The sequence below is a fragment of the Sulfurovum xiamenensis genome (assembly GCF_030347995.1).
Lineage (GTDB): Bacteria > Campylobacterota > Campylobacteria > Campylobacterales > Sulfurovaceae > Sulfurovum > Sulfurovum xiamenensis.
In genome coordinates this window covers 154,383-180,472 of record NZ_JAQIBC010000001.1, presented here as the reverse complement: position 1 = coordinate 180,472, position 26,090 = coordinate 154,383, and the positions used below count along the sequence as shown (strand labels likewise).

The following is a 26,090-nucleotide window of genomic DNA, read 5'->3' as shown; positions in this document are numbered from 1 at the left end:
CATGACTAGTCAAAAAATTGCCATCATGGGGGCCATGCCTGAAGAGATAGAACCTATTATAGATAAACTGGATAATGTAGGTACGACCGTTTATGGAAATAACAAATACTATGAAGGTTCTTACCATGGGCAAGAAGTTGTTGTAGCCTATTCTAAAATAGGTAAAGTTTTTGCTACATTAACTGCGACAACACTCATAGAAAAATTTGGATGCGATATGCTTCTTTTTTCAGGTGTGGCAGGAGCTATTTCCAATGAGCTTAGTATTGGAGATCTTATTATAGCAGATGGCTTGTGTCAGCATGATTTGGATATTACGGCTTTTGGTCATCCTTTTGGTTATGTACCTGAAGGAGAAGTGTGCATCTCTACAGATGTAGGTTTAAGAAATATTGCTAAAGATATAGCAAAGTCTAAAGGTTTGACCCTTAAAGAGGGTGTGATAGCAACCGGAGATCAGTTCGTAGCAAACGAAGAGCGTAAAAACTGGATAGGAACTACCTTTAAAGCAGATGCTTTAGAGATGGAAGGCGCAAGTGTTGCGGTGGTGTGTAATGCGTTAAATGTACCTTTCTTCATTCTACGTGCGATCTCGGACAGTGCCGATATGGATGCAAGTTTTAATTTTGATGAATTTTTGGAAAGCTCAGCAAAGATCTCTGCCGATTTTATTTTGAGTATGGTGGATGCCCTTGAACGATAACCAAAGACGTACTGCCTCTAAAAGCATCCCTATAAGCAAAAAACTGCTCAAATTGGCAGGTAAGACGAATGCTGAGTTCAGACTAATAGGTGAGGGTGATAAAGTACTGGTCGGACTGAGCGGAGGTAAAGATTCCCTGGCGCTTGTACATATCTTGAAACACATGCAGCGACACGCACCTTTTCATTTTGAGTTTGAAGCGTGTACGGTGAAATATGGTATGCCTGATGAACATTATGCTTTTTTAGAAGCACATTGTAAAGAGTATGGTATCAAGCATACCGTTTTTGATACCAATATCTATGAAATTTCCAATGATACGATCAGGGAAAACTCTTCATTCTGTTCCTATTTCTCGCGTATGAGAAGAGGGGCACTTTACAGCTTTGCTGAACAGGGCGGTTTCACCAAGGTGGCACTGGGACATCACTTTGATGACACGGTAGAAAGTTTCTTTATGAACATGTTCTACAATGGAAGCATGAGAGCCTTGGCACCTATCTATAAAACAAGCAGAGGTTTTCACCTGATACGCCCGCTGATCCAAGCACGTGAGACACAACTGCGTGCCTTTGCCGAAGAGAATAACCTGAAGGTCATAGGAGATGAAGCCTGTCCTGCCATGTTAAAAGAGGTAAAGATGCCGTATGCAAGAGCTGCGACTAAAGCATGGTTGGCCGAGCTTGAGAAAGAGAATAAAGATGTCTTTAAAATGTTCAAGGCTTCCTTTAAACATATCCATGATGATACCTTCTTTGACCCTGAACGCTGGAACCGAGATGATATAGAGGAAACACTGTGAGATACCTCTTGCTACTAAGCTTCGTGTTTGCATCTTTGATGGCTGAGGAGCAAATACAACCCCGGGAATTTACCGTGAAGCTCATCAAAAGATGTGAGTCCCTTGCATTAAGTGTGGAACCTAACCGAAAAGCCAAAAAGATCTATACCCGTGTCTGGACAGAGGAGTGTGTCCAAAACCTCGGCTGTTTAAGAGAAGTCACACAAAAAGAGCTTGATGAGATGAATGCGACCAGAAGGAGCTATATGGCATGGAAATACCCTGTATGGTGTAAAGTAGATGCAGATGGTCAAAGAGGCTGGGTCCGCAAGCAGTTTCTCTCTGATGAACCTTGTAAGCAGACAGACTGATCTTTTTCGAAAAAAGCATGAATCAATTTACCGCTACAGCATCAGGCCGTCTAGACAAGATACTTGCCAACCAGTTGGACGTAAGCCGTAACCAGATCGAAAAACTTATCAAAGATGGACTGGTATCCGTCAACAGTAAGACCATCACAAAAACAAGCTTCAAGGTAGAAGAAGACGATGAGATAGCCTATGCATTCAAAGAGGCTGAGAAACGTGAGGTAGCACCTGTGGACTTTGATGTCGAGGTGATCTATGAAGATGAGTATCTTTTGGTGGTGAACAAACCTGCTGGCCTTGTGGTCCATCCTGCCCCTTCGGTGAAAGAGCCTACACTGGTAGATTGGCTGATCCAGAAAGGCATATCTCTTTCCACCATCAGCGGAGAAGAGCGTTATGGTATCGTACACCGTATCGATAAAGAGACTACGGGTGCACTCGTCGTGGCCAAGAACAACAAGGTGCATGAAGCACTGAGTTTACAGCTACAGGATAAGAGTATGGGACGTTACTATCTGGCATTGATAGACCATCCGCTCAAAGAGAATACAGTCGTAGACAAACCGATAGGACGTAATCCTAAGAACCGACTCAAAATGGATGTGGTCCCAAATGGCAGAAACGCTAAAACAGCCTTCGTAAAACTGCTGACAAGCCAACATAATGTTGAGCTCATTGCAGCAAAACTGTTTACAGGAAGAACCCATCAGATACGGGTCCATTTAAATACGCTCGGCCGCCATATTTTGGGCGATGATTTATATGGATTTAAGAGCAAAAGAGATAAAATTTCTAGAGTTAATTTGCATGCATATTTACTGTATCTTGTCCACCCTGTAAGCGGTGAAAGAATGGAGTTTGTCGCCCCACTTTTTGATGATATGAAAATGTATTTATCTAAAAATTTCGATCAAGGTGAAGTAGATGAAAAAATCGATCCTCGTACTCTGGGTGACCTCTTTAATTACCTTTAACGGGTGTGGTGCTGTCAAGGGATTGATGACCTATGGTACAGACCCTTCATTGGAGACGATCGAACAGGTACATGCTTTACCAAGGATGAATTCTGTAGGTTTTGAATGGAAGAAGATAGATGACCGTCGCATACACGGGATCAACATCTACAGAAGTGATGCTTCGAAAGAGAGAGAAGGTTTTCAACGTATAGGCACGGTGGGTAACCCTTATGCAACCCATTTTGTGGATACGCATGTCAATGCCGACAGTACATACCGTTACTCATTTAGTACCTTTGCATATGGAAAAGAGTCCAGACACAGTGAGCCGATAGAAGTAAGAACAATGCCTCCATTCTCGGCAGTCTCTTTTGTGAAAGCCTATAGGGTCGCACCCTCTGTGGTAAAACTTCTGTGGAAACCGCATGCAAATACAAGTATCAATAGTTATATCGTAGAGAGATCGGTGGATGGTTCTGAATGGAAATTTGTTTCACAGGTACAAGGGCAATTGATGGTTGAATACATTGATACTTTTGTAAGAAGCGGACATACATACAGCTACCGGATCATCGCACAAAGTTATGACAAAATACGCGCTTATCCAAGCGAAATAACCAAAATTACATTATAAGCAGGAACAATGCCACACTTAAAAGTTACCCCCTTTGATACATCTATAATAGAACAGCAGATAAAAAATAGTCCTATGATGACCTTTTGCGCCACTGCACTGAACCGTAGCGATATGCTTATCGGTATTGAACATGCAGGAGAAGAGTTCTTACTTCAACTCAAACCCGATGACAAAGCCTACTTACTCAAATATGACAAAGTGACCAGACCTCTTAAAGTGAACATTCTCAAAGAGGCACTGGAGAGTGTTTCCACAACGTTGAACCTGGATGTGCTCTCTTCCAATATCGCTATATCCAATACCAAAAGTCCACTCTCTTCAGAACATTTTAAAAAGATAGAGGATTTTGAAAACATCACCTATCCCAAAGAGAAGATCTCCGTTGAGGTAGGTTTTGGAAGTGGACGGCATCTGCTTCATCAGGCGAAAAAAAATCCCGATACGCTTTTTATAGGGTTAGAGATCCATACACCTTCAGCACAACAGGTCCTCAAGCAGATAGAGCTGCAAAAGCTTGACAATATTTGGGTGGTGAACTACGATGCAAGACTCTTTTTGGAGATGCTGCCTTCGAATGTTTGTGAACAGATCTTTGTACATTTCCCTGTGCCTTGGGACAAGAAGCCTCACAGAAGGGTGATCAGTCCCAGTTTTTTAGATGAGTCAATGAGAGTATTAAGAAAAGGCGGGCGTTTAGAGCTTCGTACAGACAGTGACAAATACTTTTGGTATGCGTTGGAAACGTTCTTTTCTATCCCTAAAGTTGAAGTAGAGGTACGTAAAAATGAAGCATTGGAAGTGACAAGTAAGTATGAAGCAAGATGGCTGAGACAGGAAAAAGATATCTATGATGTCTATGTCAAATGCACGCAAGAATCAGCACCTAAAGCGTTGAATATAGATTTTAATTTTAATGATGTAAAATATACGTCAGGGATAGAAGAATGTTTACCGAAAAAAGCATTGGTATTTGATGGGTATTTCATACACTTTGAACGGGTGTACAAAATATCTGAAGAGAGTCTACTTATCAAGTGCGCTTTTGGAAGTTTTGACAGACCGGAACATAAATATGTTTTATTAGAAAAAGAGAGTTGCAGATATTTTGTCTCTCCGCCTGTGAAGACGACAGTCAACTTTCAAGCACATCAAAAACTAGCTGAGCAGATAATGCTCGTTAAAGGAGAGTAGCGCATGTCCAATGTGATTCACGCTTCACATCTTACCCTCACCTATGGAAAAGCAGGGAAAGAGGTCATTAAAGATGCCAACTTCAGCATTAAAAAAGGTGAATTTGTTTTTATCACCGGACCGAGTGGTTCAGGTAAATCTACACTGCTCAAAGCACTGTACGGAAAGCTAAGACCGAGTGAAGGCAACCTTGTTGTGGGTGGATTGGATCTGGCACATGTCAGTCAACGTAAACTGCAAGAACTCAGAACCCATATGGGTATTATTTTCCAGGATTATAAACTTGTGAATGAATGGACCGTGAAAAAAAATGTTGTTTTACCGTTAATGATAGCTGGATACGATAGTGAGATACAGGAGACTCAGGCACGAAGACTGCTTAAGCATGTAAAACTTCCTGATCATGCCGATAAGTATCCGTTAGAATTGAGTGGTGGAGAACAGCAGCGTGTGGGTGTGGCAAGAGCATTGTCTAAAAATCCGGTGGTGATATTGGCAGATGAACCTACGGGTAACCTTGATGATTATTCATCTAATGTGATCTGGGACCTCATGGAAAATGCCTGTCAACAGCTTGATACAACCGTTTTGGTCGTAACACACAAAATTCCAACGATCTTCTCTTTACCTTACAGACATTTTATTATAGAGAGTAAGGGTGTCTATGAAGTTCATTAAAAACCATCTTATGTTTATTTTGCCGCTGATGGCAATTTTATTGGGTATTGAATTTTATCTGGTATTTGAACGTACAACAAACACGTATGAAAAAGGGCTTAAAGAGGGTTATTTTATGCTTGCTGTGACAAAAAAGCCTATGCAGCTTTCTGATTTTCAAGCACTGAACGACCACATCAGCACGGCTGAAAAGATCAAGCGTGAGAGTATCGTCTCCGAGGTCGCAAAAGGTATCAGTCAAAGCAGCAGTAAAGAAATATTGGCTGCACTCCCATATTTTTATAACCTTGGGTTAGATTCCTATCTTCATACTTCAGGATTGGAAGAGATCAAAAAAACTCTTGAATCGGATGCCAATATTAAACAAGTCGAGACATTCGGCAGTAGTTATCAGTCCAATTACAGACTTTTTGCATTTATTAAGTTTATACTCAAAATATTTATCGTTTTTATGGCCGTGGTGAGTCTCTTCCTTATTATCAAACAGATGGAGATATGGAAATATGCACACAAAGAGCGTATGCAGGTCATGGAGATATTCGGTGCACCATTGATGCTTAGATCAGGTATACTTTTCAAAGTTGCTTTTGTAGATGCGATATTTTCAACGATATTGGTCTCTGCGATCTTCTTTTATACCAAATTTTACTGGGCTGCCCAAAGCGGGATAGACATCATGGTGCAAAACCAGGAAGCACTTTTTAAGGTTAGCGATATCGGTATTTTGTTGGGCTCTTCGATTGTGATCGTTGTAATTGCTGTCTATACGGTTGTATTTAGCAGTAAGGGGGTACAGGAGTGAGATCTTTAATTCTGATCTGCTTTGTCGCAATAGGATTGCTTCACAGTGCATCAACGACTGTAAAGATCGAAAAGTCCAAAGAGAGACTCTCTGCTGCATCGGCTGCCCAAAAAAAGACAAGCAGGCAGCTTGACAAAATTGCTAAGGATATACAGGTTGCAGAAAAGGACATCGTTTATCTTGAAAATAAAATAGGTGAACTTGAAATAGAGCAAAAAAAATCAGAAGAGCAGTATGCCGTATTAAAAACCGAATTGGCTAAATCTGAAAAAGAGTTAGATTCTACAAGTCAGGCATTGGAAGAGAAACATCAAAAGTTCGTCTCTTTGCTTTCTGAACAATTCTCTATTGTTTTTGCTATGGAAAAAGCACATGAACCTACGAAAGAATCTATACTTTCTCATGAAGTCTACATTGCCTATAAAAACCATAATACCAAAATGTTAGCGGAATTAAAAAGAGATCTGGAAAAGCTGAAAAAACAGAAAGAAGACAAAGTCTATCTGCGCAATAAAACAAAAAACGAGATTGCACGTATTGTGAAAAAAAGAGAGGAGTTTACGCAAAAAAAAGCAGCAAAAGAGAAGTTGCGTAAAAAGCTTGCTTCAGATGAAGAGAAATACAATGTAAAACTTGCAAAGATCGTGGATAAACAGGATTCCCTTCGGTCTACACTGGCCAAACTGAATATCTTACGTACACAAGAGGTTAATGAAGCACGTAAGAGGGCAGAAGCTGAAAAAGAAGCAATGCGTCTTGAAAAACAGAGACAAAGAGAGATACGTGAAGCAAAGGCATTGGCTCGTATCAATGCAAGAAAAGCCCAAGAGGCCTTAAAACAAGCAAAAACAGAGCAAGAGAGAAAAAGAGCACGTTTGGCTGCATCTGAAGCAAGAAAAGCAGAGCAAAAAACCTATAAAGAGAGTGAAAAAGTACGACAGGTAAACTCTTCGTATCAAAAGTCTAAAACCTATGCGTATAGAGGCGGGAAAACAATCTCTCCATTACCGGGAGCAAAGCTCGTCAAAAAGTTTGGTACCTATGTGGATCCTATTTACAAGATCAAGATCTTTAATGAGTCTATTACACTCAAATCACCTGTGGCAAACTCAAAAGTAAAAAATATTTTGAACGGGAAAGTGGTTTTTGCCGGGAAAAGCAGTATGTTGGGCAATGTGGTGGTCGTTTCTCATAGCAGCAAGATACATACAGTCTATGCAGGACTTTCTAAAATTGCGCCTACGATACATGTCGGGGCAAAGATACAAAAGGGATATGTGGTAGGAAAAGTGAATGAAAAACTCATTTTTCAGGCAACAAAAGACTCCAAGCATATTAACCCCTTGAAACTGATAACAATTTAGGCATTTAAGAGTTTAAACGCCTCCTAAACCACAATTAGATATAATCGCGAAATTATATAAAGGTGCATCTGTGACTAAAAGAGTTTTGGTAAAATTTTCTGGTGAAGCATTGGCGGGTGAAGAAGGGTATGGTATAGATACTCAGATTCTTAATTTTATTGCAGGTGAGATCAAAGACCTTGTAGACAATGGTGTTGAAGTCGGTATCGTTGTAGGCGGTGGTAATATCATTCGTGGTGTGACGGCTGCTGCAGATGGTATCATCAAAAGAACATCTGGTGACTATATGGGAATGTTGGCTACAGTGATCAATGGTGTAGCGATCCAAGAAGCATTGGAACATGCTGGGCTTGAAGCAAGACTACAGTCTGCCATCGATATGCAAGAGATAGGTGAAGCATTCATTGTACGTCGTGCAAGAAGACATTTGGAAAAAGGACGGGTTGTTGTATTTGCCGGTGGTACGGGTAACCCATATTTCACAACGGATACCGCGGCAACCTTGAGAGCCTCTGAAATAGAATCTGACCTTCTTATCAAAGCAACCAAAGTCGATGGTGTTTATGATAAAGATCCGAATAAATTCGATGATGCTGTAAAACTTGATACGTTATCGTATGATCAGGCATTGGCAGATAATATTAAAGTCATGGATGATACTTCCATCGCTTTGGCGAAAGAGAATGGATTACCTATCGTGGTGTGTAACATGTTTGAAAAGGGCAATCTTCTTAGAATTATCAAAGGTGATATGAGCCTTTGTTCAGTAGTAAAATAGAGAATGAAATAATAAAGGAAAGAATATGATGAGAACAGAACAATTAACAGCAAAAGCACTTGAAAAAGTAGATTTTGATAAATACCTTCTTGCAAATGCAGTAGGAAAAAGAGCAGAGGCTATCGCTAACGGTGCTGAAGTACTTTTAGATATCGATACATCAGGCATGAAATATTCAGATATTGCATTGCAAGAAATAGCTGAAGGTAAAATCACTGTCAGCCTAGAAGGTTAAACTCCTTTGGATGCTTTTCTCGATAAAGCTAAAAAGATAAAGACTATAGAAGAGGCAAGTGCCCTTCTTTGGGAAGTAATCCCATCTCCTCTACCTGAAACAACCAAAGCACTAGAACATTCACTCGAAGCACATAAAGGGCAGACACGCAAAAGTGGAGAACCTTATATTGTCCATCCTATTTTGGTTGCAGCGATCACTGCAAAGATCTCCAATGATGAAATGATGGTACAGGCTGCTCTTTTGCATGATGTGGTGGAAGATACACATTATACGATCGAAGAGTTGGAAGACGAATTCGGGTACGATGTTGCCCATATGGTTGAGGGACTCACCAAGATCGTCGAGATACGTGATGAAGAGTTGGTTCCTTCAGGCTCCGATGAAAGATTGATCAACTCCGCGCTTTCATTTCGCAAAATGCTGATTGCATCGATCAAAGATGTACGTGTACTTGTGATCAAACTTTGTGACAGACTGCACAATATGATCACACTGGATGCACTGAGTTTTGCAAAACAAAAACGTATCTCTGAAGAGACTCTTGTCGTATATGCACCTATTGCGCATAGACTAGGTATCTCAAGACTTAAAAATCATTTGGAAGATCTGAGTTTCCGTTATATCTATCCTGAAGATTATAAACGTATAGATACGTATATGAAGTCCAATGCACAAAATTTGAAGTTTAAACTCAACGCTTTTATTCAAAATGTTAAAGATACGATGTTAAAAGACGGGTTTGATGAAGATGATTTTGAGATCATCGGAAGGGTCAAACACTACTATTCCATCTATTTAAAGATGCATCGTAAGGGTGTGAGTATAGAAGAGGTATTGGACATGCTGGCGATCCGTATCATTGTGAAAAAGCCCATAGAGTGTTACAGGGTCTTAGGACTTGTACATTTAAGGTTTACACCTCTTATCTCCAGGTTCAAAGATTATATCGCAGTGCCTAAGGAAAATGGCTATAAGACCATCCATACGACACTGTTCTCCGAGGAGGGGATCGTGGAAGCGCAGATACGAACCGTAGAGATGCATAGACTGGCAGAGTATGGTGTTGCAGCACACTGGAAATACAAAGATGGAAATATGGGTGTGAACCTGTCATGGCTAGAGAGTTTGCATTATCAAAATGAATCTATAGAAGAGTTCTATGAACTGGCAAAATCCGATCTTTTCTCTGAAGATATTACTGTGTTTTCACCTAAAGGGGATTACTTTACCTTACCGAAAGGATCAGTGGCCCTTGATTTTGCCTATGCCGTCCACTCTCAGGTTGGTGCCAATGCAGCAGAAGCTTTGGTCAATAAGCAAAAAGTACCACTCTTGACCATTTTAAAAAATGGTGACATTGTGAATATTATCAAAGACAGTGAAGTGCATTTGTACTGTTCATGGCTTGATACTGTAAAAACATCCAGGGCCAAAGAGGGTATTAGAAGCTCATGCAGAGCCAGAATAAAAGAGGCAGATACCTTAAGTGCATACAATATCCTGGGAACACTGTTCTCTCAGGAGAGCAGTGCTATGAAAGAGCTTTTAGAAAGTATGGGGCATATGGATGCCATTTATAAATTACCGGTTCAGCTTGACTATTACAAAGAGACCATACACAAAGTGGCAGATTATATGGGTACCAAAGTCGTACGTTTTTGGGAATTACTCAAAAAAGGGTATAAAAAACCGTATCTTAAAGAGTTAGAACACTTTAGATTCTTTACGAACAAGCCTATAGACGGTGTAGAGTTTGATTATTGTTGTCATCCTAAAGTTGGTGACCAAATCGTTGCATTTTATAAGGGTAGTAAAGCTATTATACACCACAAATTATGCAAGAAAGCCTACGATAAGATGTTAGAGGGGCAAGAGATGGTCTATGTGAGTTGGAGTGGTTCCAAGCTCTCCAGATATAGACTCACTATCAGTCTTCAAAACAAAAAAGGTATTTTGGCAGACCTGCTGGTGAAACTTACTGATCTTAATCTCAATATTTTGAGTATAGAGTTGGGGATCAGGAATTCAGAACAAGCAGAGTTCTGCCAGATAGAAGTGGAGAGCAATGAGTCTAAAAAGCAGCTTCTTGCAGAAAAAATTTCACGTCAGTTCAAATTGATCGAGATCATTAGTTTGGATGACGCATATAATAAATAAACAAGGGTAAGTAAAAATGGTACAAAAAGCATTAGAAGAGATCAGTAGAGGTACTGCAGAAGTTATAGATATGGAACGCATTGAGAAATTGGTTTCAAAATATTATAATGATGGCAGTACATATACAGTGAAAGCAGGATTTGACCCTACCGGTGCGGATCTGCACCTGGGGCATACTGTCCTTCTTCAAAAGCTTCGAACATTTCAAAACCACGGAGGAAGGGTACAACTTCTTATCGGTGACTTTACGGCAACGATAGGGGATCCTACCGGTAAGAGCGAAACAAGAAAAGTACTGGATAATGATACGATCATGGCCAATGCAAAAACGTACCAGGAACAGGTGTTTAATATTCTTGATGAGAGTAAGACAGAGGTAGTATTTAACTCTACCTGGCTCAATAAATTAGGTGCTGCGGGTATGGTTGCATTGACAACAACCTTTAGTGTGGCACGTATGCTTGAGCGTGATGATTTTACAAAACGTTTTAAAAATGAACAGAGTATCTCTATCTCAGAATTTTTATACCCACTGCTTCAGGGGTATGATTCTGTTGAACTCAAAAGTGATATTGAGATCGGTGGAACAGATCAGAAATTCAACCTTTTGATGGGAAGACACCTTCAGCGTGTGTATAATGTAGGGAAAGAGCAGGCTGTATTGATGATGCCTATCTTGGAAGGACTGGATGGTGTACAGAAGATGAGTAAGTCTTTGAACAACTACATCGGTATCACTGAAGAGCCCAATGATATCTATGCAAAAACACTTTCAACTTCAGATGAATTGATGTGGCGTTATTATGAGCTTTTGAGCGAGAGATCACTGGAAGATATCGCTACGATGAAAGAGGATGTACAAAAAGGCACACTTCACCCTAAAACAGTGAAGGAAAATCTGGCACTTGAGCTGGTTACAAGGTTTTATAATGAAGAGTTGGCTACACTAGCCAAAGGAGAGTTTGATAATGTATTTAAATCAAACCAGCTCCCAACAGATATGAATGAAGTAGAAGTAGAAGAGGGTATCTGGATATGCAAGGCATTGGTAGATGCGGGTATCGAACCTTCTACATCCCAAGCAAGAAGAGATATTAAACAAAATGCAGTCAGCATTGATCAGGAAAAGATCTCTGATGAGAAGTTAAATCTTACAGCAGGAGAGTATATCCTGCAGGTAGGAAAAAGAAAGTTTGCAAAAGTGAAGGTGAAGTAGTGGCATTTAAATCTTTAAAAATTGGAAAATATACCATTGAAAAACCTATCGTGCAAGGTGGTATGGGTGTTGGTATATCTTGGGATCAATTAGCCGGAACTGTTTCAAAAGAGGGTGGTCTCGGTGTTATCTCTGCTGTAGGAACCGGTGTGTATAAAAATAGAAAATACCTTGATGCTAAAGAGATGGTAGGTAAAGAGCACAGACCACTTGATGCGATCAACTTTTACTCCTATACAGCACTCAAAAAAATATTTGAAAATGCAAGAAAAATTTGTGGAGATAAGCCTTTAGCTGCGAATGTACTCTATGCACAAAGTGAATACAACCGTGTGGTAGAAGATGCATGTAAGGCTGGAGCAAATATTATCATCACAGGTGCAGGTTTACCACTTACGATGCCTGAAGCAACGAAGAACTATCCTGATGTTGCATTAGTTCCTATTGTATCAACGGCGAAAGCATTAAAGATATTATGTCGTCGTTGGAAAAAGACACATAATAGACTCCCCGACGCTGTTATTGTCGAAGGTCCGCTCAGTGGAGGACACCAGGGATTCAAATATGAAGAGTGTTTCATGCCTGAAAATCAGTTGGAAGCGATTCTACCTCCTGTGGTTGAGGAAGCTAAAAACTGGGGTTCTATGCCTATTATCGCTGCAGGTGGTGTGTGGGATCATGATGACATTGTCAAAATGATGGAACTGGGTGCAGATGGTGTACAGATGGGTACACGCTTCATAGGTACAGTGGAATGCGATGCCAGTCAAGTAATGAAGGATATTATCATTAATGCAAAAGAAGAGGATATTAAACTCTTCAAATCTCCAGTAGGATATCCTGCCCGTGGTGTAAAAACACAGCTTCATGAAGATATAGAGAAAGGCACTGCACCAAAAGTGGCATGTATCTCAAACTGTGTTGCACCATGTCATCGTGGTGAAGAAGCGAAAATTGTAGGGTATTGTATTGCAGATAGACTGACCGATGCGTATGATGGTATCAAAGAGACGGGTCTCTTTTTTACAGGTGCCAACGGGTATCGCCTTACAGAGATCATCACAGTGAAAGAACTGATGGATAAATTGATGAATGGAGAAGATAAGTAAAACGATGCCTAAGTTGAGTAGGGTTTTTCTTTTACTGCTGCTACTGAATACACTACTGTTCCCCAGCGGGAACATGTTACAAAAGGCTATTGTCAAAAAAGATGAACTGCGTCTTCTTTTTTCTAAAAATTTTAATAAAAAGAGTGTCAAACACTTTACACTCAGTAATCCCCCTAGAGAAATTTACGACTTTAAAGATACACGTATCGCGCATAATCGCGTACCGCTGGGACTGGGACCACATGTCCGCCTGGCTCAGAATAAAGCCGATACTGTACGTGTGGTGATCACAGGGTATGGATCGTCAAAACCACTAGCGTATCAACCATTTTTTTCAAATAAGAGTTATCATATTTCTTTACCTAAAAATAGCAGTGTGCTTCCTGCTAAACGCTATCATAAACCTCATGGTAACACTAAAAAAGTGACAAAAAAGCCTACATTGATCCGATCCAATAAAGATAAATTGATTGTGATAGATGCTGGACATGGTGGACACGATACGGGTGCCATAGGAGGAGGAAAAAGAGAAAAAGACCTTGTGCTTCAAATATCAAAAAGACTCGAAAGACAACTGAAAAAAGAGGGTTATTCTGTACATATGACACGCAGGAAAGACCGTTTTTTAAAACTTCCGCAGCGTACCAAAATCGCTGATAAGAAGAATGCAGCAATCTTTATTTCTATCCATGCGAACTCCGTACCCAAAAGAAAACGCAACAAGGTACACGGTGTTGAAACATTTTTCTTACAAAAAACAAGAGATGCAAAATCTCAACGTATTGCAGAACGGGAAAATAGAGCCGTACTGAAAGGTATGAACAAACTGAGTCGTAATGTTGTTATTGATTCAGTGCTTTCCGGACCCAAGATCGTTGAGTCTAATAAGCTTGCCATTGACGTGCAGCGAAGGATCATGACCAATTTGCATACAAGGTATAAAGGCGTGAAAGATGGTGGAGTGAGACATGCACCTTTTTGGGTACTTGTGGGTGCCAGTAGACCTTCCATACTTGTGGAAGTAGGATATATTTCACATCCAAAAGAGCGTAAGAGGCTCTTTACCCCACGTTATCAGGAGTTGATTGCTAAAGGTATTGCCGAGGGTGTAGATATCTATTTAAATAATCGAAAAAAAGAAATTGACTTATAATAAATGATATGCATTTTAAAATAGGATAAGAAATGACAAAACTCATAGTTGGATTTAGTGCACTATTTTTATTAGTGGGGTGTGGTGGTCCCAGTGTTGACAGGTCAGACAGTCTTGTTGTGATAGATGCAGGGCATGGTGGGCATGACTGCGGGGCATTGTGCGATAGCAGGAAAGAAAAAGACCTTGTTCTTCAAATCACTAAAAAACTTAAAAGAGAATTTAAAAGTGAAGGGTATAAGGTCTATCTTACAAGAAACCGTGACAGATTCCTGACACTAGGACAGCGTACAAGAATAGCAGACAGGAAAGATGCGAAGGTGTTCATCTCTATCCATGCCAATGCCATTGGTGACACCAGCCGTTTTGATGAAGTTGAAGGGGTTGAGACTTATTTTTTACAAAAAACAAGAGACGAAAAGTCCCAACGTATTGCTGCAAGAGAAAATGCATCCGTTCTCAAAGGCACTGATAAGTTAAGTCAAGAGGTGATCATTGATTCTGTATTGAACGGACCTAAGATCATACAGTCTCATAAGCTTGCTATAGATGTACAACAGAATATTATGAAGCATTTAAAGAGTGAGTATGACGATGTAAAAGATGGCGGTGTAAGGCCGGCACCATTTTATGTACTTGTGGGAGCCAGCAGACCTTCTATTCTTGTAGAGGTAGGGTATATTACTAATTCCAAAGAGCGTAAAAGACTCTTTACATCAGATTATCAAGAAGAGATCGCTGAGGGTATTGTTGAAGGAGTGAACAGGTATTTAGATAATAGAAAAAGAGAAATTGGATTTTAAATTTAGAGAATTGATTGATTCCCGGGGATATCCCGAGAATGATAACATATATTATTTGTAGTTTTTGATCGCTTTTTCCAAGATAGCTGTTGCAGCTGCTTTGTCTTGAAAACCAGATACTTTTACCCATTTGTTTGGCTCAAGCATTTTGTATGTTTCAAAGAAATTCTTGATACGGTTGAGTGTATGCTCCGGCACATCACCTAAGTCTTGAATGTTTTTATAAGTTGGATCTATTTTTTCTGTAGGAACAGCGATCAGCTTTTCATCTCCACCACTTTCATCTTCTGTCATCAGTACACCTACAAGTCTACATTTAATATATGAACCTGCTTGAAGCGGATAGTCACATAGTACAAGGATATCAGCCGGGTCACCGTCATCTGACAATGTATTGGCTACAAACCCGTAGTTTGCAGGGTAGTGCATAGCAGAGTAAAGTACTCTATCTACTTCAACAGCACCTGAATCTTTGTCTATTTCATATTTGATCGCTGAGTTAAGTGGTACTTCTATAATTGCTTTTACAGCATCTGGGTTTTCACCAGGTCCGATTTTAGTAATATCCATAAGAACATCTCCATAGGTTAAATTTTGGAGATTCTATCATAAATATCATAAATAGTTTATCAAATCATGGTATTATCTTACATATCATAAAACTTAATATACTGGGTCCTATATTAAAAAAGCTTTTTGGTTCTTGGTATGATTTGAAAGCAGAATGGCAGTGAAGTCGAACAGACTGACCCATGCTGCCACTGTAGATGGAGCGTATGATCAATTTTTTAAAAAATAAAACCATTGCAAGTATACATGTAGCCGGTATGCTACTGATGCTTATGGTCATCGTAGTTTTTTCGGCTATCGTTGCCTATAAAGAGTATCAAAATTTTGAAATTGAAGCACAAAGTCTGCATGCTGAATTTATTCAGAAACAAAAAGATACGATCGTTTTTGATACCACACGTGTACTTAACTTTATTAATGATGCCTATGACTATAGAGACAAAGCACAAGATGAAGCAACTGTAAAGAAACAGATACTTCATGCCATAGAAGAACTTTACGGACGTCAAGACGGTACAGGATACATTTTTGTCTATGATTTTAACGGTGTGGTAGTTTCTGACCCTATCCAAAGACAAAATGTAGGTAAAAACCTCTATGAGACTCAGGATACCAATGGCGTGATGGTGATCAAAGATCTTATAGATATCTCACGGACCAAAGGGGGTGGGTTTGTTGAGTATCAATGGTTAAAACCTACTACAGGTCTGTTAAGCCCAAAGATATCTTATGCAAAATCATTCGAACCCTGGGGTTGGATGGTCGGAACAGGTGTCTATCTTGATGAAGTAGAAAAACTGATCCAAAACCAAAGGGAAACACTCAAAAATAAACTCAATCACTATTCTCTTCAAATGGTACTCCTGCTCGTTATTTTATTTATCGTAGGAATGGTAGGAATTCTCATTACGAATCATATACTGAACAAAGAGATATCACTATTCAACCGTTATTTTGAAAAAGCTGCATTCACGTATGAAAGGATAGATGAAGAGAATATACGGCTCTTTGAGTTTAAAAAGATGGTACATTACATCAATACCATGATCACTGCTATTCAGGAAAGAAAACAGAAACTCAAAGAGTTGAATCTTACACTCGAATCAAAGGTTGAACAAAAAACAAAAGATTTGAGTGAACAGAATATCTTACTGGAACAGGAAAAAGACTTCAATGCTTCACTGGTGAAGGCTCAAGACAGTTTCATCAAACATTCCATTCATGAGATCAATACACCTTTGGCAGTCATCATGACCCATATAGATCTGTTTAAAATGAAAGAAGGAGAAAACAGGTATCTGACTAAAATAGAAGCAGCAAGCAAGATCATCTCCAATATCTATGCCGATTTGAGTTATATGGTGAAAAAAAACCGTTTTGACTATAGAAAAAAGCATTTTAATATGTCTGATTTTCTTAAAGAGAGAGTGGACTTTTTTGAAGAAATTGCAGCAGGTAATAAACACAAGATCATAGAAGAGATACAAAATGACCTTTGGATCTATTTTAGTGAAGAAGAGCTGCAAAGAATAGTGGACAACAACCTATCCAATGCGATCAAATATGCTAACCGGGGTACAGACATAAAGGTAGTACTGAAAGAAGAAAACGAAGAGATCATTTTAGAGTTCATAGGTAATTCACCCAAAATAGAAGATACTGAACGTATCTTTAAGCCCTTCGAACGTGAGAATGATGTCAGGGGTGGATTCGGATTGGGACTGGAGATAGTCTATAGCATATGTCAAAAAGAAAATGTTAAAATAGAAGTACAGTCTGATGATGACAGAACCGTGTTTTGCTATAGGTTCAAAAAAAAGGAGCAGGATGAAAGTATTATTACTTGAAGATGAGTTGATGCTCCAGGGTGCTATCAAAGAGTATCTGTCAGATACCGGGTTTGAAGTGACAGCATTTGAAGATGGCAAGGAAGCCTATGAGAATATAGCTTCGAACAGCTATGATCTTTTTATCTTCGATATCAATACACCAAGTATGGATGGGCTCTCTTTACTTGACAAACTGCAAAAAGAGAAGATCTATGTGCCTACTATCTTTATCTCTGCTATTACAGAGATAGAGCAGATCAGTCAGGCCTATGCATTGGGCTGCTATGACTACTTGAAAAAACCTTTTCATCTCAAAGAGTTAAGTTTACACATTGAAAGATTGTTAAAAATGGCAGATATTAGGGCAAAAGATTTGATAAAGATATCAAAGATGTACAGCTATGATGCAGAAAATAAATCTCTATTTTTTGATGGAGAAGCACAGCTGCTCACACAAAAACAATTACAGATCTTGGACCTGTTCGCAAAAAATATAAACAAAGTGGTAGATTTTGAAATGCTCAGACACTATGCCTGGGATGACAACCCTGTAGATAATGCCATTATACGGGCAGAGATACATCGACTTCGTCAAGTACTTAAAGAAGATCTCATCACCACACTGAAGGGCGTAGGATATACACTTTCTAAACAAATATGATCTTCTGGATACATTTTTATCGCTTTAATTGTAACCAATATACACACCTATAATTTTTTTTAATACAACTTTTCCTCTCTTTGATCGAATGCTATGTTAATGCTACGTTCACCCTTCATACTGCCAACGTATAAATATAAGGAGACACAATGAGAAAACATTTAGCATTATCTGTCATAGCATCAACATTGCTCATGGCGGGAGGAGATATTGCACCGGTAGAACCGGTTGTAGCTGTGCAAGAAACAGAAGTAGATTATGGTGAAGTGTTTGGACAATTCAGAACATTTTATGTTGATAGAACATATTTGGGAGGGATAGAAAATAACCGTAATACACTTGCAACAGGGGGTTATATAGGATATAAGTCGCCAGACTTTAATGGATTTACAGCAACTGTGGCAGCTTATGGTGTATATGGATTTGATATGCATGATGAAGATCTTGACGGTGGTGGTTCTGCTAGTTATGACCCTTCACTGACTGGTCGTGATGGAGAGAATTATGTATTTATAGGGCAAGCATACCTTAACTATGCATTTGGAAATACAAACATCAAAGTGGGCCGTCAAAGACTTGATACACCATTAGCAGGGGCTGATGATGCAAGAATGCTGCCGAATCTTTTTGAAGCAGCGGTATTGACAAATACTGACATTGAAGATACGACATTGACCTTGGCACATATTACTAGAGAGACGACTGGTACATTCAGTAACATTTATGACGATGGTTATGGACTTGGTATTATCAGTGGTTACGGTGCAGGTACAACATTGGCACAAAGTGGCGATTTTGTTAATATGGGTACTGTCGCATTGGGTTATAATGATTTTAATAACGATGGAAGTATTGATAATAAAACAGATGGTGTAACGGTGGGAGCTGTAATCTATAAAGGATTTGATGGACTCACTTTACAGGCATGGGATTATTATGCACATGATATCTTGAATGCAGTCTATCTTCAAGCTGATTATGGTTGGAAGTGTTTGTTGAACGAGAATGTAAAAATGAATGCTTCAGCACAGTATATCGGCCAAAGCGATGTAGGTGGTTCACTCGCAGGTAATGTTGACAGTGATTACTGGGGTGTAAAATTAGGTGCAAGTTCAGGTGCATTAAGTGGATATGTTGCTTATTCTCAAACAGGTGAGAGTGGTGATAGTAATTTTATGAATGGCGGTATCATTACGCCATGGGGTGGAATGCCGGCATTTACCCAAGCAATGGTAACAAGACACCAGTTCTTTGCAGATACTGATAGCTGGAAAATCGCAGCAGCATATAATTTCAATGAACTACTTGATGCAGATGTGAAAGCTTCTGTCTATTATACAGAATTTGATGTTGGAGAAAACTCAAGTGCTTATGCTGCCGGATTAAAAGCAACAGAGCCTGGTTTTGACATTCAATACCAAGCAACAAAAGACTTGAATCTAAGATTTAGAGGAAATTTCCCAAATAAATTTGGTTATAAAAATGATGTTCCATTTGACTGGGATGAGTATAGACTGATTGTAAATTATAACTTTTAATAAAGTTTAAACATTATGGTATGTGAATCAATATACCATATGATAATAAAAAGGAGAAAAAATGACACAAGAACAAGTACAATTGATTAAAAACAATCCTAAGTACCAAAAACTTGTAAGTACAAGAAGCAAGTTTGCCTGGACACTCACAATTATTATGTTAGTGGTCTATTATGCATTTATTTTATTTATTGCATTTAGCCCAGAAACATTGGGAACTAAAATCAGTCCAGACGCTATGGCTACATGGGGTATACCTATTGGTATTGCTATTATCGTTTTTGCATTTGCAATGACGGGAGTTTATGTAAGAAGAGCCAACGGTGAATTTGATGGACTCTTAAATGATCTAAAAATTGACATTGAAAAGGAGATGAATTAATGTTAGGTAGAATTTTATCTCTATTTATGATTGCTTCTATTACAGTTGCATTTGCAGCGGGAGCTGATCTGGGGGCTGGTACAAAAGCTGAAGAATTGAATGTGCCTGCTATAGTTATGTTCTTTATTTTTGTTGCTGCAACCCTAGGTATTACTTACTGGGCTTCAAAAAGAACAAAATCTGCCAATGACTTCTATACTGCAGGTGGTGGGATCACAGGTACGCAGAACGGTACAGCGATTGCAGGTGACTACATGTCAGCAGCATCGTTCCTCGGTATTACCGGTATGGTTTATCTTAAAGGGTATGATGGTCTTATCTTCTCTATCGGTTTCCTGGTAGGTTGGCCGATTATTCTTTTTATGATCTCTGAGCAGCTTAGAAACTTGGGTAAATATACATTTGCCGATGTGACTGCCTATAGATTAAAGCAAAAGCCTGTAAGAATTTTAGCTGCACTGGGTTCCATTTCAGTGGTGATTCTTTACCTTATTGCTCAAATGGTAGGTGCTGGTAAATTGATCGAGATCTTATTTGGATTGGATTATGAGTTTGCCGTGGTACTTGTTGGTATCCTTATGATCCTGTACGTTGCGTTTGGTGGTATGCTTGCCACTACATGGGTACAGATCATTAAAGCAGTATTGTTACTTGCAGGTACGACGTTTATGTCGATCATGGTGATGGCAAAATTCGGATTCAGTTTTGATGCACTCTTTACACAAGCAACAGAGATCCACTCAAAAGGTGTGGAGATCATGAGCCCTGGTGGTCTTGTTTCTGATCCTATTTCAGCCATTTCACTTGGTATCGCTTTGATGTTCGGTACAGCAGGTCTTCCTCATATCCTTATGAGATTCTTTACGGTTGCAGATGCAAAAGAGGCTAGAAAATCAGTATTTGTTGCCACTGGACTTATCGGTTACTTCTACGTACTTACATTCATCATGGGATTCGGTGCGATCGTTCTTGTACTTGGGGATCCGGCTGGTACATATTTGGCGGCAGATGGTGTAACACTTAAAGGGATGAACAACATGGCAGCAGTATGGCTAGCTCATGCAGTAGGTGGAGACTACTTCCTTGGATTTATCTCAGCGGTTGCATTTGCTACGATCTTGGCAGTTGTTTCCGGTCTGACACTTGCAGGTGCATCAGCGATCTCTCATGACCTTTATGCCAATGCATTTGCAAAAGACAAAGTCGATGAGAAAAAAGAGATGAACGTTTCTAAAATGGCGACTATTGCCATTGGTATTGCTGCTATCTTCTTTGGTATTGCCTTTGAAAAGCAAAATATTGCATTTGTTGTGGCACTGGCATTTACCATTGCAGCATCCGCTAACTTTCCTGTCCTCTTTATGTCGATATTCTGGAAGAAGCTTACGACAAGAGGTGCAGTGCTTGGTGGGTATGTTGGATTGATCTCTGCATTGGTTCTTGTTATACTTGGTCCTGTAGTATGGACTCAGATACTAGGTAATGCTGAAGCGATTGTCCCATACAAGTTTCCGGCAGTATTCTCTGTGCCAATGGCATTCATAGCAATATGGTTCTTCTCGATCACTGACAGCAGTGAAGATGCGAAGAGATGTCAAGAGGAGTTTGATGCACAAGATATTAGATGTCAGACAGGTATCGGTTCTGATGGGGCAGTAGCCCACTAATCAATATTTTCCAAGGCTTTGGCCTTGGGCCTAGGAATGTCAGTGATAACATTATTAGAAAACTTAAAATCATATCTTCCTTTTACGATTCTGAATAAACATGAGTTTGATCGTATAGAAAGCTATGCACAAATTGCATACTATCCGAACGAAACAGTGCTTATCGATCAAGATAATATCCCCCAAAATCTTTTTATTATTATTAAAGGTATGGTAGAAGTACTTGATGAGAATGATGAACAAATTGATATCTATCAGACCCATGATATTTTTGGCGGTATAGAGATCATAGAAGATCAACCGTCCTCATATAGTTACATCGTTACAGAAGAATTGATATGTTTTGAAATTTCCAAAGCACTGTTTTTAGAACTTTGTGAAAGCAATAAAGCATTCAAACACTATTTTTTTTCGAGTATCGTAGAACGTATCGAAATGCTTAAAGAGAAGAAAGAATATGCCTCTATGAGTGATCTGATGATAGCAAGATTGGATGCATCTATTTTGCATCAAGGGGTTGTGGTTGATCCAAATATGCCTATCGTTGAAGCACTTCAGCGTATGGATGAAGAGGGTGCAAGTGCTCTATTGGTACAGAATGATCAAGGATATGGGATCGTGACTGATGCTGATTTCAGAAATTATATTCTGCAAAAAGAAGAAAAAAGTTTAGAAACGATCTCACAGATACAAACCTATCCTGCCATTTCTATCGAGAATGGGGAATTGCTTTTTAATGTGTTGCTTGTGATGACAGAACACAGCATTAAACATCTTCCTGTGTTAGATGAAGAGAGCAATGTTGCGGGCGTACTTGAACTTGTCGACCTGTTAAGTTTCTTCTCTAACCAGTCTCATCTGATTACCGTTCAAATGGAAAGAGCGAAAGATCTTGAAAGTGTCATTGATGCAGCCAAACGTTTGGATGTGATGATAGGTGCTTTGCATGCAAAAGGGGTGAAAAGTAGGTACATAGCCAAGTTGGTCTCTGAGATCAACAAAAAAATGTATACCAAGCTCTTTGAAATGATCATCCCACGTTCATGGCATGATAAATGTACACTTGTATTGCTTGGAAGTGAAGGGCGTGGTTCACAGATTCTTAGAACAGACCAGGATAATGCCCTTATCTTTGAAGAAGGTTTTATGCCTAAAGATGCACCATCTGTCACACAGAGGTTTATCGAAACACTTGATGAGATTGGTTTCCCTCGCTGTGAAGGCGATATTATGATGATCAATCCTAAGTGGTGCAAATCGATTGACATGTACAAAGAAGATATCTACCGTTGGGTTGAAGAACCAAACTATGAGCATTTTATGGATATGGCTATTTTCTTTGATTCGACACCTGTAGCAGGTAAGCGTGAACTTCATACTGAATTGGTTGATTACCTCTTTAGTAAAGTGGAACAAATGCCGTCCATCCTTATGCATTTTGCACGGGCGATCGAGACTTTTGAATCCCCATTGGGACTCTTTTCACAATTCATACATGATAAGGAGCACAAGCATGAAATAGACATTAAAAAAGGTGCACTTTTCGCTTTGATACATGGTGTACGTTCATTGTCCTTGGAGCATAAGATTAGAGCGACCAATACGACTGTACGTATCAAAGAGCTCAATAATAGTGGTTTTTTGAGTAAAGAAGATGCAACAGAGATGATGGAAGCACTCGAGATTTTCAATACTTTGAGACTTCATTCACAGCTTCAGCAGTTGTCAAAAGGAGAGAAGATGACTAATTATATTTCAGTGACTCATATAGGAAAACTTGAACGTGATCTTCTCAAAGATGCCATTAAAACAGTAAATAAGTTTAAAAAGATGGTGAGTTATCACTTTCACCTCTCTATGGTAGGGTAAATGTTCAGATCGTTGAAAAAAAAGTGGAATCTGAAGTACCTGAAGGATGAACGTTTTAGGTTTTTATTTGATGACTCTGAAGAGGATGAGATAGTTGTTTTTGATTGTGAGACAACAGGTCTCAATCCAGCTGTGGATACTATTGTCTCTATCGGGGCGGTAAAGATCAAGGGCAACAAGATTTTAACCAATGAGGCCATACATATTTATGTTGATCAAGATAAAGAGATCGATCATAAAAGTATTACGATCCATCAGATCAGGAATTGTGATCTTCATGGTGCCATACCAATTGAGGAGGCTATCGAAAGATTTCTTTTTTATGTTGGGAACAGGTCCTTAGCAGGTTACTACCTGAAATTTGATGTGGCAATGATAAATAAATATATCAAACCAATGTATGGCATTACACTGCCCAATAAACAAGAAGAGGTATCAGCGATCTATTATGATAAAAAGATCTCGACCATACCTCAAGGAAATATAGATCTGCGTTTCGATACGATCTTAGAAGATTTGGATCTACCCAAACTTCAGGCCCATGATGCATTGAATGATGCCATCATGACGGCTTTGATCTATCTTAAATTAAAACATACAACGAAATTAAAATAATAACTTTATAGGAGAAACAATGTTACAAGAACTCTATCAACCAAACCAAGACTTTGCAAAAGATGCAAGAATAAAAAATATGGATGAATACCATGCTCTGGTTAAAAAAGCAACGGATGATTATGAAGGATTCTGGAAAGCTTTTGCTGATGAGAAGATCGATTGGTTTAAACCGTACGACAAGGTGTTGGATGAGTCGAATGCTCCATTTGTAAAGTGGTTTGATGGTGGAAAGCTCAATGTTGCACACCAGTGTATAGACCGTCATTTAGAGACACAGAAAAATAAAGCAGCGATCATTTTTGAAGGTGACAGAGGGGACAAGCAAGTGATCACTTATCTTGATCTCTATGAGGAAGTAAACAAATTTTCCAATCTGCTTAAAGAAGATTTCGGTGTACAAAAAGGTGATAGGGTCGTGATCTATATGCCGATGATCCCTGAAGCGGCCTATGCAATGCTTGCCTGTGCACGTATAGGTGCTATCCACTCTATCGTATTTGGAGGATTCTCTTCAGAAGCACTGCGCGACAGGATCGAAGATGCTGAGGCAAAAGTAGTGATCACTGCAGACGGTGCTTACAGAAAAACAAAACCATATATGCTAAAACCTGTAGTGGATGAAGCACTGACAGGTGAAACACCGGTTGAAAAAGTGCTGGTTGTCGAGAGAAACCATGAAGAGGTTACATGGGTAGAAGGACGTGACTATTCGTACAATGAACTTATCAAGAACAAATCTGCTCAATGTGATGCAGAACCTATGGAGAGTGAAGATCCTCTCTTTTTGCTCTATACTTCTGGTAGTACGGGAAAACCAAAAGGTGTACAACACAATACGGCCGGATACATTCTTTGGGCACAAATGACAATGGAATGGGTCTTTGATGTAAAACAAAATGATACCTACTGGTGTACAGCAGATATCGGCTGGATCACAGGACATACGTACATCGTATATGGACCGCTTGCAATGGGTGCAACCACTATCATGTTTGAAGGTGTCATTACCTTCCCTGATGCTGGTCGTCCTTGGAAAATGGTAGAAGAGCATAAAATTAATCAGTTCTATACCGCACCAACAGCGATCCGTGTACTTCATAAAACTGGTGAAGATGAACCGGCCAAATATGATCTTTCATCACTTAAGGTACTTGGAACAGTAGGAGAGCCGATTGATCCCCCTGCATGGAAATGGTACTATGAAGAGGTAGGTCAAAGTAAATGTGCAATTGTAGATACCTACTGGCAGACTGAGACAGGTGGTCACATTGTTTCTCCACTTCCTGGTGCAACACCTATCAAACCGGCATGTGCAACCCTTCCATTGCCAGGTATCATGGCTGAGATACTTGACCCTGAAACGGGTGAAAAAGTAGGTGAGGGCGAGAGCGGATATATGTGTGTTACACGTCCTTGGCCGTCACAGATCCGTGGTGTATGGGGTGATGATGAACGTTTCAAAAAATCTTATTTCGGTGACGTGACAAAAGAGGGCAGACCTGTATATTTTACTGGTGACGGAGCGATCTATGGTGAAAATGGTTATATTACGATTACCGGTCGTACCGATGATGTGATCAATGTATCTGGTCACCGTATGGGTACAGCGGAAGTAGAAGCAGCGATCAAAAAGCATGACAATGTTGCTGCTGTAGCAGTGGTAGGTAAACCGCATGAACTTAAAGGAGAGGGAATTTTTGCTTATATTGTACTCAAATCTGTTAAAGATGATGTAGCCAATGAACTTGAGACCATGAAAGAGATCAACGCGATCATTAAAACAGAGATCGGAAACATCGCACTGTGTGATGATATGGTCTTTGTCCCGGACCTTCCAAAAACAAGATCAGGAAAGATCATGAGAAGGATCCTAAGAGCACTGGCAAAAGGCGAAAAGATCACGCAAGATACTTCTACACTTGAAGATCCAACTATTGTAGGTCAGATAGAGGCACTTGTTAACGCATCATAATAAAAAGAATTTGCCTTCTTTTTTGTAAAGGAGGCTGATGCAACATAGGT

Annotated in this window: 25 protein-coding genes; 24 read left to right on the top strand and 1 reads right to left on the bottom strand. The window is 39.5% G+C overall.

Translation table 11 applies throughout. The features are described from left to right. Position 1 precedes the first annotated feature (1 nt). From PF327_RS00870 to PF327_RS00795, 16 genes are all read left to right on the top strand, one after another. Positions 2-703 carry a 5'-methylthioadenosine/adenosylhomocysteine nucleosidase gene (locus PF327_RS00870; protein WP_289400949.1) on the top strand — a complete coding sequence of 234 codons (702 nt, stop codon included), beginning with the start codon at positions 2-4 and terminating at the stop codon, positions 701-703. After that, on the top strand, positions 693-1,505 hold the full coding sequence (locus tag PF327_RS00865) for a tRNA lysidine(34) synthetase (RefSeq protein ID WP_289400948.1): 813 nt from the start codon (positions 693-695) through the stop codon (positions 1,503-1,505). The genes PF327_RS00870 and PF327_RS00865 overlap by 11 nt, the downstream gene beginning before the upstream one ends. After that, positions 1,502-1,855: an SH3 domain-containing protein gene (locus PF327_RS00860; protein ID WP_008243906.1), complete on the top strand. Its 354-nt coding sequence runs from the start codon at positions 1,502-1,504 to the stop codon at positions 1,853-1,855. Before PF327_RS00865 ends, PF327_RS00860 begins: the two co-directional genes overlap by 4 nt. Before the next feature lie 17 nt (positions 1,856-1,872). Beyond that, positions 1,873-2,826, top strand: coding sequence for an RluA family pseudouridine synthase (locus PF327_RS00855; protein WP_289400947.1), 954 nt, complete (start codon positions 1,873-1,875; stop codon positions 2,824-2,826). After that, entirely contained in the window at positions 2,777-3,442 is a 666-nt protein-coding gene (locus PF327_RS00850) for a fibronectin type III domain-containing protein (RefSeq protein ID WP_289400946.1), read from the top strand. The genes PF327_RS00855 and PF327_RS00850 overlap by 50 nt, the downstream gene beginning before the upstream one ends. Positions 3,443-3,451: 9 nt before the next feature. After that, the gene (gene trmB, locus PF327_RS00845; protein ID WP_008243903.1) at positions 3,452-4,636 is read left to right on the top strand and encodes a tRNA (guanosine(46)-N7)-methyltransferase TrmB; all 1,185 of its coding nucleotides are present in this window, start codon (positions 3,452-3,454) and stop codon (positions 4,634-4,636) included. Between the two features lie 3 nt (positions 4,637-4,639). Continuing rightward, the gene (locus tag PF327_RS00840; protein WP_008243902.1) at positions 4,640-5,314 is read left to right on the top strand and encodes a cell division ATP-binding protein FtsE; all 675 of its coding nucleotides are present in this window, start codon (positions 4,640-4,642) and stop codon (positions 5,312-5,314) included. After that, positions 5,301-6,116: a cell division protein FtsX gene (locus PF327_RS00835; RefSeq protein ID WP_289400945.1), complete on the top strand. Its 816-nt coding sequence runs from the start codon at positions 5,301-5,303 to the stop codon at positions 6,114-6,116. The genes PF327_RS00840 and PF327_RS00835 overlap by 14 nt, the downstream gene beginning before the upstream one ends. Next, positions 6,113-7,480: a murein hydrolase activator EnvC family protein gene (locus PF327_RS00830; protein WP_008243899.1), complete on the top strand. Its 1,368-nt coding sequence runs from the start codon at positions 6,113-6,115 to the stop codon at positions 7,478-7,480. Before PF327_RS00835 ends, PF327_RS00830 begins: the two co-directional genes overlap by 4 nt. A 70-nt stretch (positions 7,481-7,550) precedes the next feature. Further along, positions 7,551-8,258: a UMP kinase gene (pyrH, locus tag PF327_RS00825; RefSeq protein WP_008243898.1), complete on the top strand. Its 708-nt coding sequence runs from the start codon at positions 7,551-7,553 to the stop codon at positions 8,256-8,258. 28 nt (positions 8,259-8,286) lie between these two features. After that, the gene (locus PF327_RS00820; RefSeq protein WP_038000277.1) at positions 8,287-8,493 is read left to right on the top strand and encodes a DNA-directed RNA polymerase subunit omega; all 207 of its coding nucleotides are present in this window, start codon (positions 8,287-8,289) and stop codon (positions 8,491-8,493) included. Between the two features lie 6 nt (positions 8,494-8,499). Next, a complete protein-coding gene (locus PF327_RS00815) occupies positions 8,500-10,653 on the top strand; it encodes a RelA/SpoT family protein (RefSeq protein WP_008243893.1) in 2,154 nt (717 codons plus the stop codon). Between the two features lie 16 nt (positions 10,654-10,669). After that, the gene (tyrS, locus tag PF327_RS00810; RefSeq protein ID WP_008243891.1) at positions 10,670-11,869 is read left to right on the top strand and encodes a tyrosine--tRNA ligase; all 1,200 of its coding nucleotides are present in this window, start codon (positions 10,670-10,672) and stop codon (positions 11,867-11,869) included. Further along, positions 11,869-12,978 (top strand): nitronate monooxygenase, encoded by a 1,110-nt coding sequence (locus tag PF327_RS00805; protein ID WP_008243889.1) that lies wholly within the window; start codon positions 11,869-11,871, stop codon positions 12,976-12,978. Before tyrS ends, PF327_RS00805 begins: the two co-directional genes overlap by 1 nt. Then, positions 12,962-14,131 (top strand): N-acetylmuramoyl-L-alanine amidase, encoded by a 1,170-nt coding sequence (locus PF327_RS00800; protein WP_008243886.1) that lies wholly within the window; start codon positions 12,962-12,964, stop codon positions 14,129-14,131. The genes PF327_RS00805 and PF327_RS00800 overlap by 17 nt, the downstream gene beginning before the upstream one ends. Before the next feature lie 32 nt (positions 14,132-14,163). Beyond that, on the top strand, positions 14,164-14,934 hold the full coding sequence (locus PF327_RS00795) for an N-acetylmuramoyl-L-alanine amidase (RefSeq protein WP_008243884.1): 771 nt from the start codon (positions 14,164-14,166) through the stop codon (positions 14,932-14,934). A 51-nt stretch (positions 14,935-14,985) separates the two neighbouring features. Here PF327_RS00795 and ppa read toward each other — a convergent pair whose 3' ends face one another. Further along, a complete protein-coding gene (gene ppa / locus PF327_RS00790; protein WP_008243882.1) occupies positions 14,986-15,504 on the bottom strand; it encodes an inorganic diphosphatase in 519 nt (172 codons plus the stop codon). A gap of 206 nt (positions 15,505-15,710) precedes the next feature. Between ppa and PF327_RS00785 the strand changes: the two genes are divergently transcribed. The 8 genes from PF327_RS00785 to acs all read left to right on the top strand — a co-directional run bounded on the left by PF327_RS00785 (position 15,711) and on the right by acs (position 26,040). After that, positions 15,711-17,351: a cache domain-containing protein gene (locus PF327_RS00785; protein ID WP_289400944.1), complete on the top strand. Its 1,641-nt coding sequence runs from the start codon at positions 15,711-15,713 to the stop codon at positions 17,349-17,351. After that, entirely contained in the window at positions 17,332-17,994 is a 663-nt protein-coding gene (locus tag PF327_RS00780) for a response regulator transcription factor (RefSeq protein ID WP_289400943.1), read from the top strand. Before PF327_RS00785 ends, PF327_RS00780 begins: the two co-directional genes overlap by 20 nt. Positions 17,995-18,143: 149 nt before the next feature. Further along, positions 18,144-19,532, top strand: a complete 1,389-nt coding sequence (locus PF327_RS00775; RefSeq protein ID WP_008243876.1) for an OprD family outer membrane porin — start codon at positions 18,144-18,146, stop codon at positions 19,530-19,532. A 61-nt stretch (positions 19,533-19,593) separates the two neighbouring features. Continuing rightward, on the top strand, positions 19,594-19,914 hold the full coding sequence (locus PF327_RS00770) for a DUF485 domain-containing protein (protein ID WP_008243874.1): 321 nt from the start codon (positions 19,594-19,596) through the stop codon (positions 19,912-19,914). Beyond that, positions 19,914-21,581 (top strand): cation acetate symporter, encoded by a 1,668-nt coding sequence (locus tag PF327_RS00765; RefSeq protein WP_289400942.1) that lies wholly within the window; start codon positions 19,914-19,916, stop codon positions 21,579-21,581. The genes PF327_RS00770 and PF327_RS00765 overlap by 1 nt, the downstream gene beginning before the upstream one ends. A 42-nt stretch (positions 21,582-21,623) precedes the next feature. Further along, positions 21,624-23,450: a putative nucleotidyltransferase substrate binding domain-containing protein gene (locus PF327_RS00760; RefSeq protein WP_289400941.1), complete on the top strand. Its 1,827-nt coding sequence runs from the start codon at positions 21,624-21,626 to the stop codon at positions 23,448-23,450. Then, the gene (locus PF327_RS00755; RefSeq protein WP_008243868.1) at positions 23,451-24,065 is read left to right on the top strand and encodes a 3'-5' exonuclease; all 615 of its coding nucleotides are present in this window, start codon (positions 23,451-23,453) and stop codon (positions 24,063-24,065) included. It begins immediately after the preceding gene. A gap of 19 nt (positions 24,066-24,084) precedes the next feature. Continuing rightward, positions 24,085-26,040 carry an acetate--CoA ligase gene (gene acs, locus PF327_RS00750; protein WP_289400940.1) on the top strand — a complete coding sequence of 652 codons (1,956 nt, stop codon included), beginning with the start codon at positions 24,085-24,087 and terminating at the stop codon, positions 26,038-26,040. Positions 26,041-26,090 lie beyond the last annotated feature (50 nt).

Excerpts from the sequence above, each read along its gene's own strand:
- PF327_RS00870 (WP_289400949.1), top strand. The coding sequence starts at position 2 with ATGACTAGTCAAAAAATTGCCATCATGGGGGCCATGCCTGAAGAGATA.
- PF327_RS00855 (WP_289400947.1), top strand. The coding sequence starts at position 1,873 with ATGAATCAATTTACCGCTACAGCATCAGGCCGTCTAGACAAGATACTT.
- PF327_RS00850 (WP_289400946.1), top strand. The coding sequence starts at position 2,777 with ATGAAAAAATCGATCCTCGTACTCTGGGTGACCTCTTTAATTACCTTT.
- trmB (WP_008243903.1), top strand. The coding sequence starts at position 3,452 with ATGCCACACTTAAAAGTTACCCCCTTTGATACATCTATAATAGAACAG.
- PF327_RS00840 (WP_008243902.1), top strand. The coding sequence starts at position 4,640 with ATGTCCAATGTGATTCACGCTTCACATCTTACCCTCACCTATGGAAAA.
- PF327_RS00835 (WP_289400945.1), top strand. The coding sequence starts at position 5,301 with ATGAAGTTCATTAAAAACCATCTTATGTTTATTTTGCCGCTGATGGCA.
- PF327_RS00820 (WP_038000277.1), top strand. The coding sequence starts at position 8,287 with ATGAGAACAGAACAATTAACAGCAAAAGCACTTGAAAAAGTAGATTTT.
- tyrS (WP_008243891.1), top strand. The coding sequence starts at position 10,670 with ATGGTACAAAAAGCATTAGAAGAGATCAGTAGAGGTACTGCAGAAGTT.
- PF327_RS00800 (WP_008243886.1), top strand. The coding sequence starts at position 12,962 with ATGGAGAAGATAAGTAAAACGATGCCTAAGTTGAGTAGGGTTTTTCTT.
- PF327_RS00795 (WP_008243884.1), top strand. The coding sequence starts at position 14,164 with ATGACAAAACTCATAGTTGGATTTAGTGCACTATTTTTATTAGTGGGG.
- ppa (WP_008243882.1), bottom strand. The coding sequence starts at position 15,504 with ATGGATATTACTAAAATCGGACCTGGTGAAAACCCAGATGCTGTAAAA.
- PF327_RS00785 (WP_289400944.1), top strand. The coding sequence starts at position 15,711 with ATGATCAATTTTTTAAAAAATAAAACCATTGCAAGTATACATGTAGCC.
- PF327_RS00780 (WP_289400943.1), top strand. The coding sequence starts at position 17,332 with ATGAAAGTATTATTACTTGAAGATGAGTTGATGCTCCAGGGTGCTATC.
- PF327_RS00775 (WP_008243876.1), top strand. The coding sequence starts at position 18,144 with ATGAGAAAACATTTAGCATTATCTGTCATAGCATCAACATTGCTCATG.
- PF327_RS00770 (WP_008243874.1), top strand. The coding sequence starts at position 19,594 with ATGACACAAGAACAAGTACAATTGATTAAAAACAATCCTAAGTACCAA.
- PF327_RS00765 (WP_289400942.1), top strand. The coding sequence starts at position 19,914 with ATGTTAGGTAGAATTTTATCTCTATTTATGATTGCTTCTATTACAGTT.
- PF327_RS00755 (WP_008243868.1), top strand. The coding sequence starts at position 23,451 with ATGTTCAGATCGTTGAAAAAAAAGTGGAATCTGAAGTACCTGAAGGAT.
- acs (WP_289400940.1), top strand. The coding sequence starts at position 24,085 with ATGTTACAAGAACTCTATCAACCAAACCAAGACTTTGCAAAAGATGCA.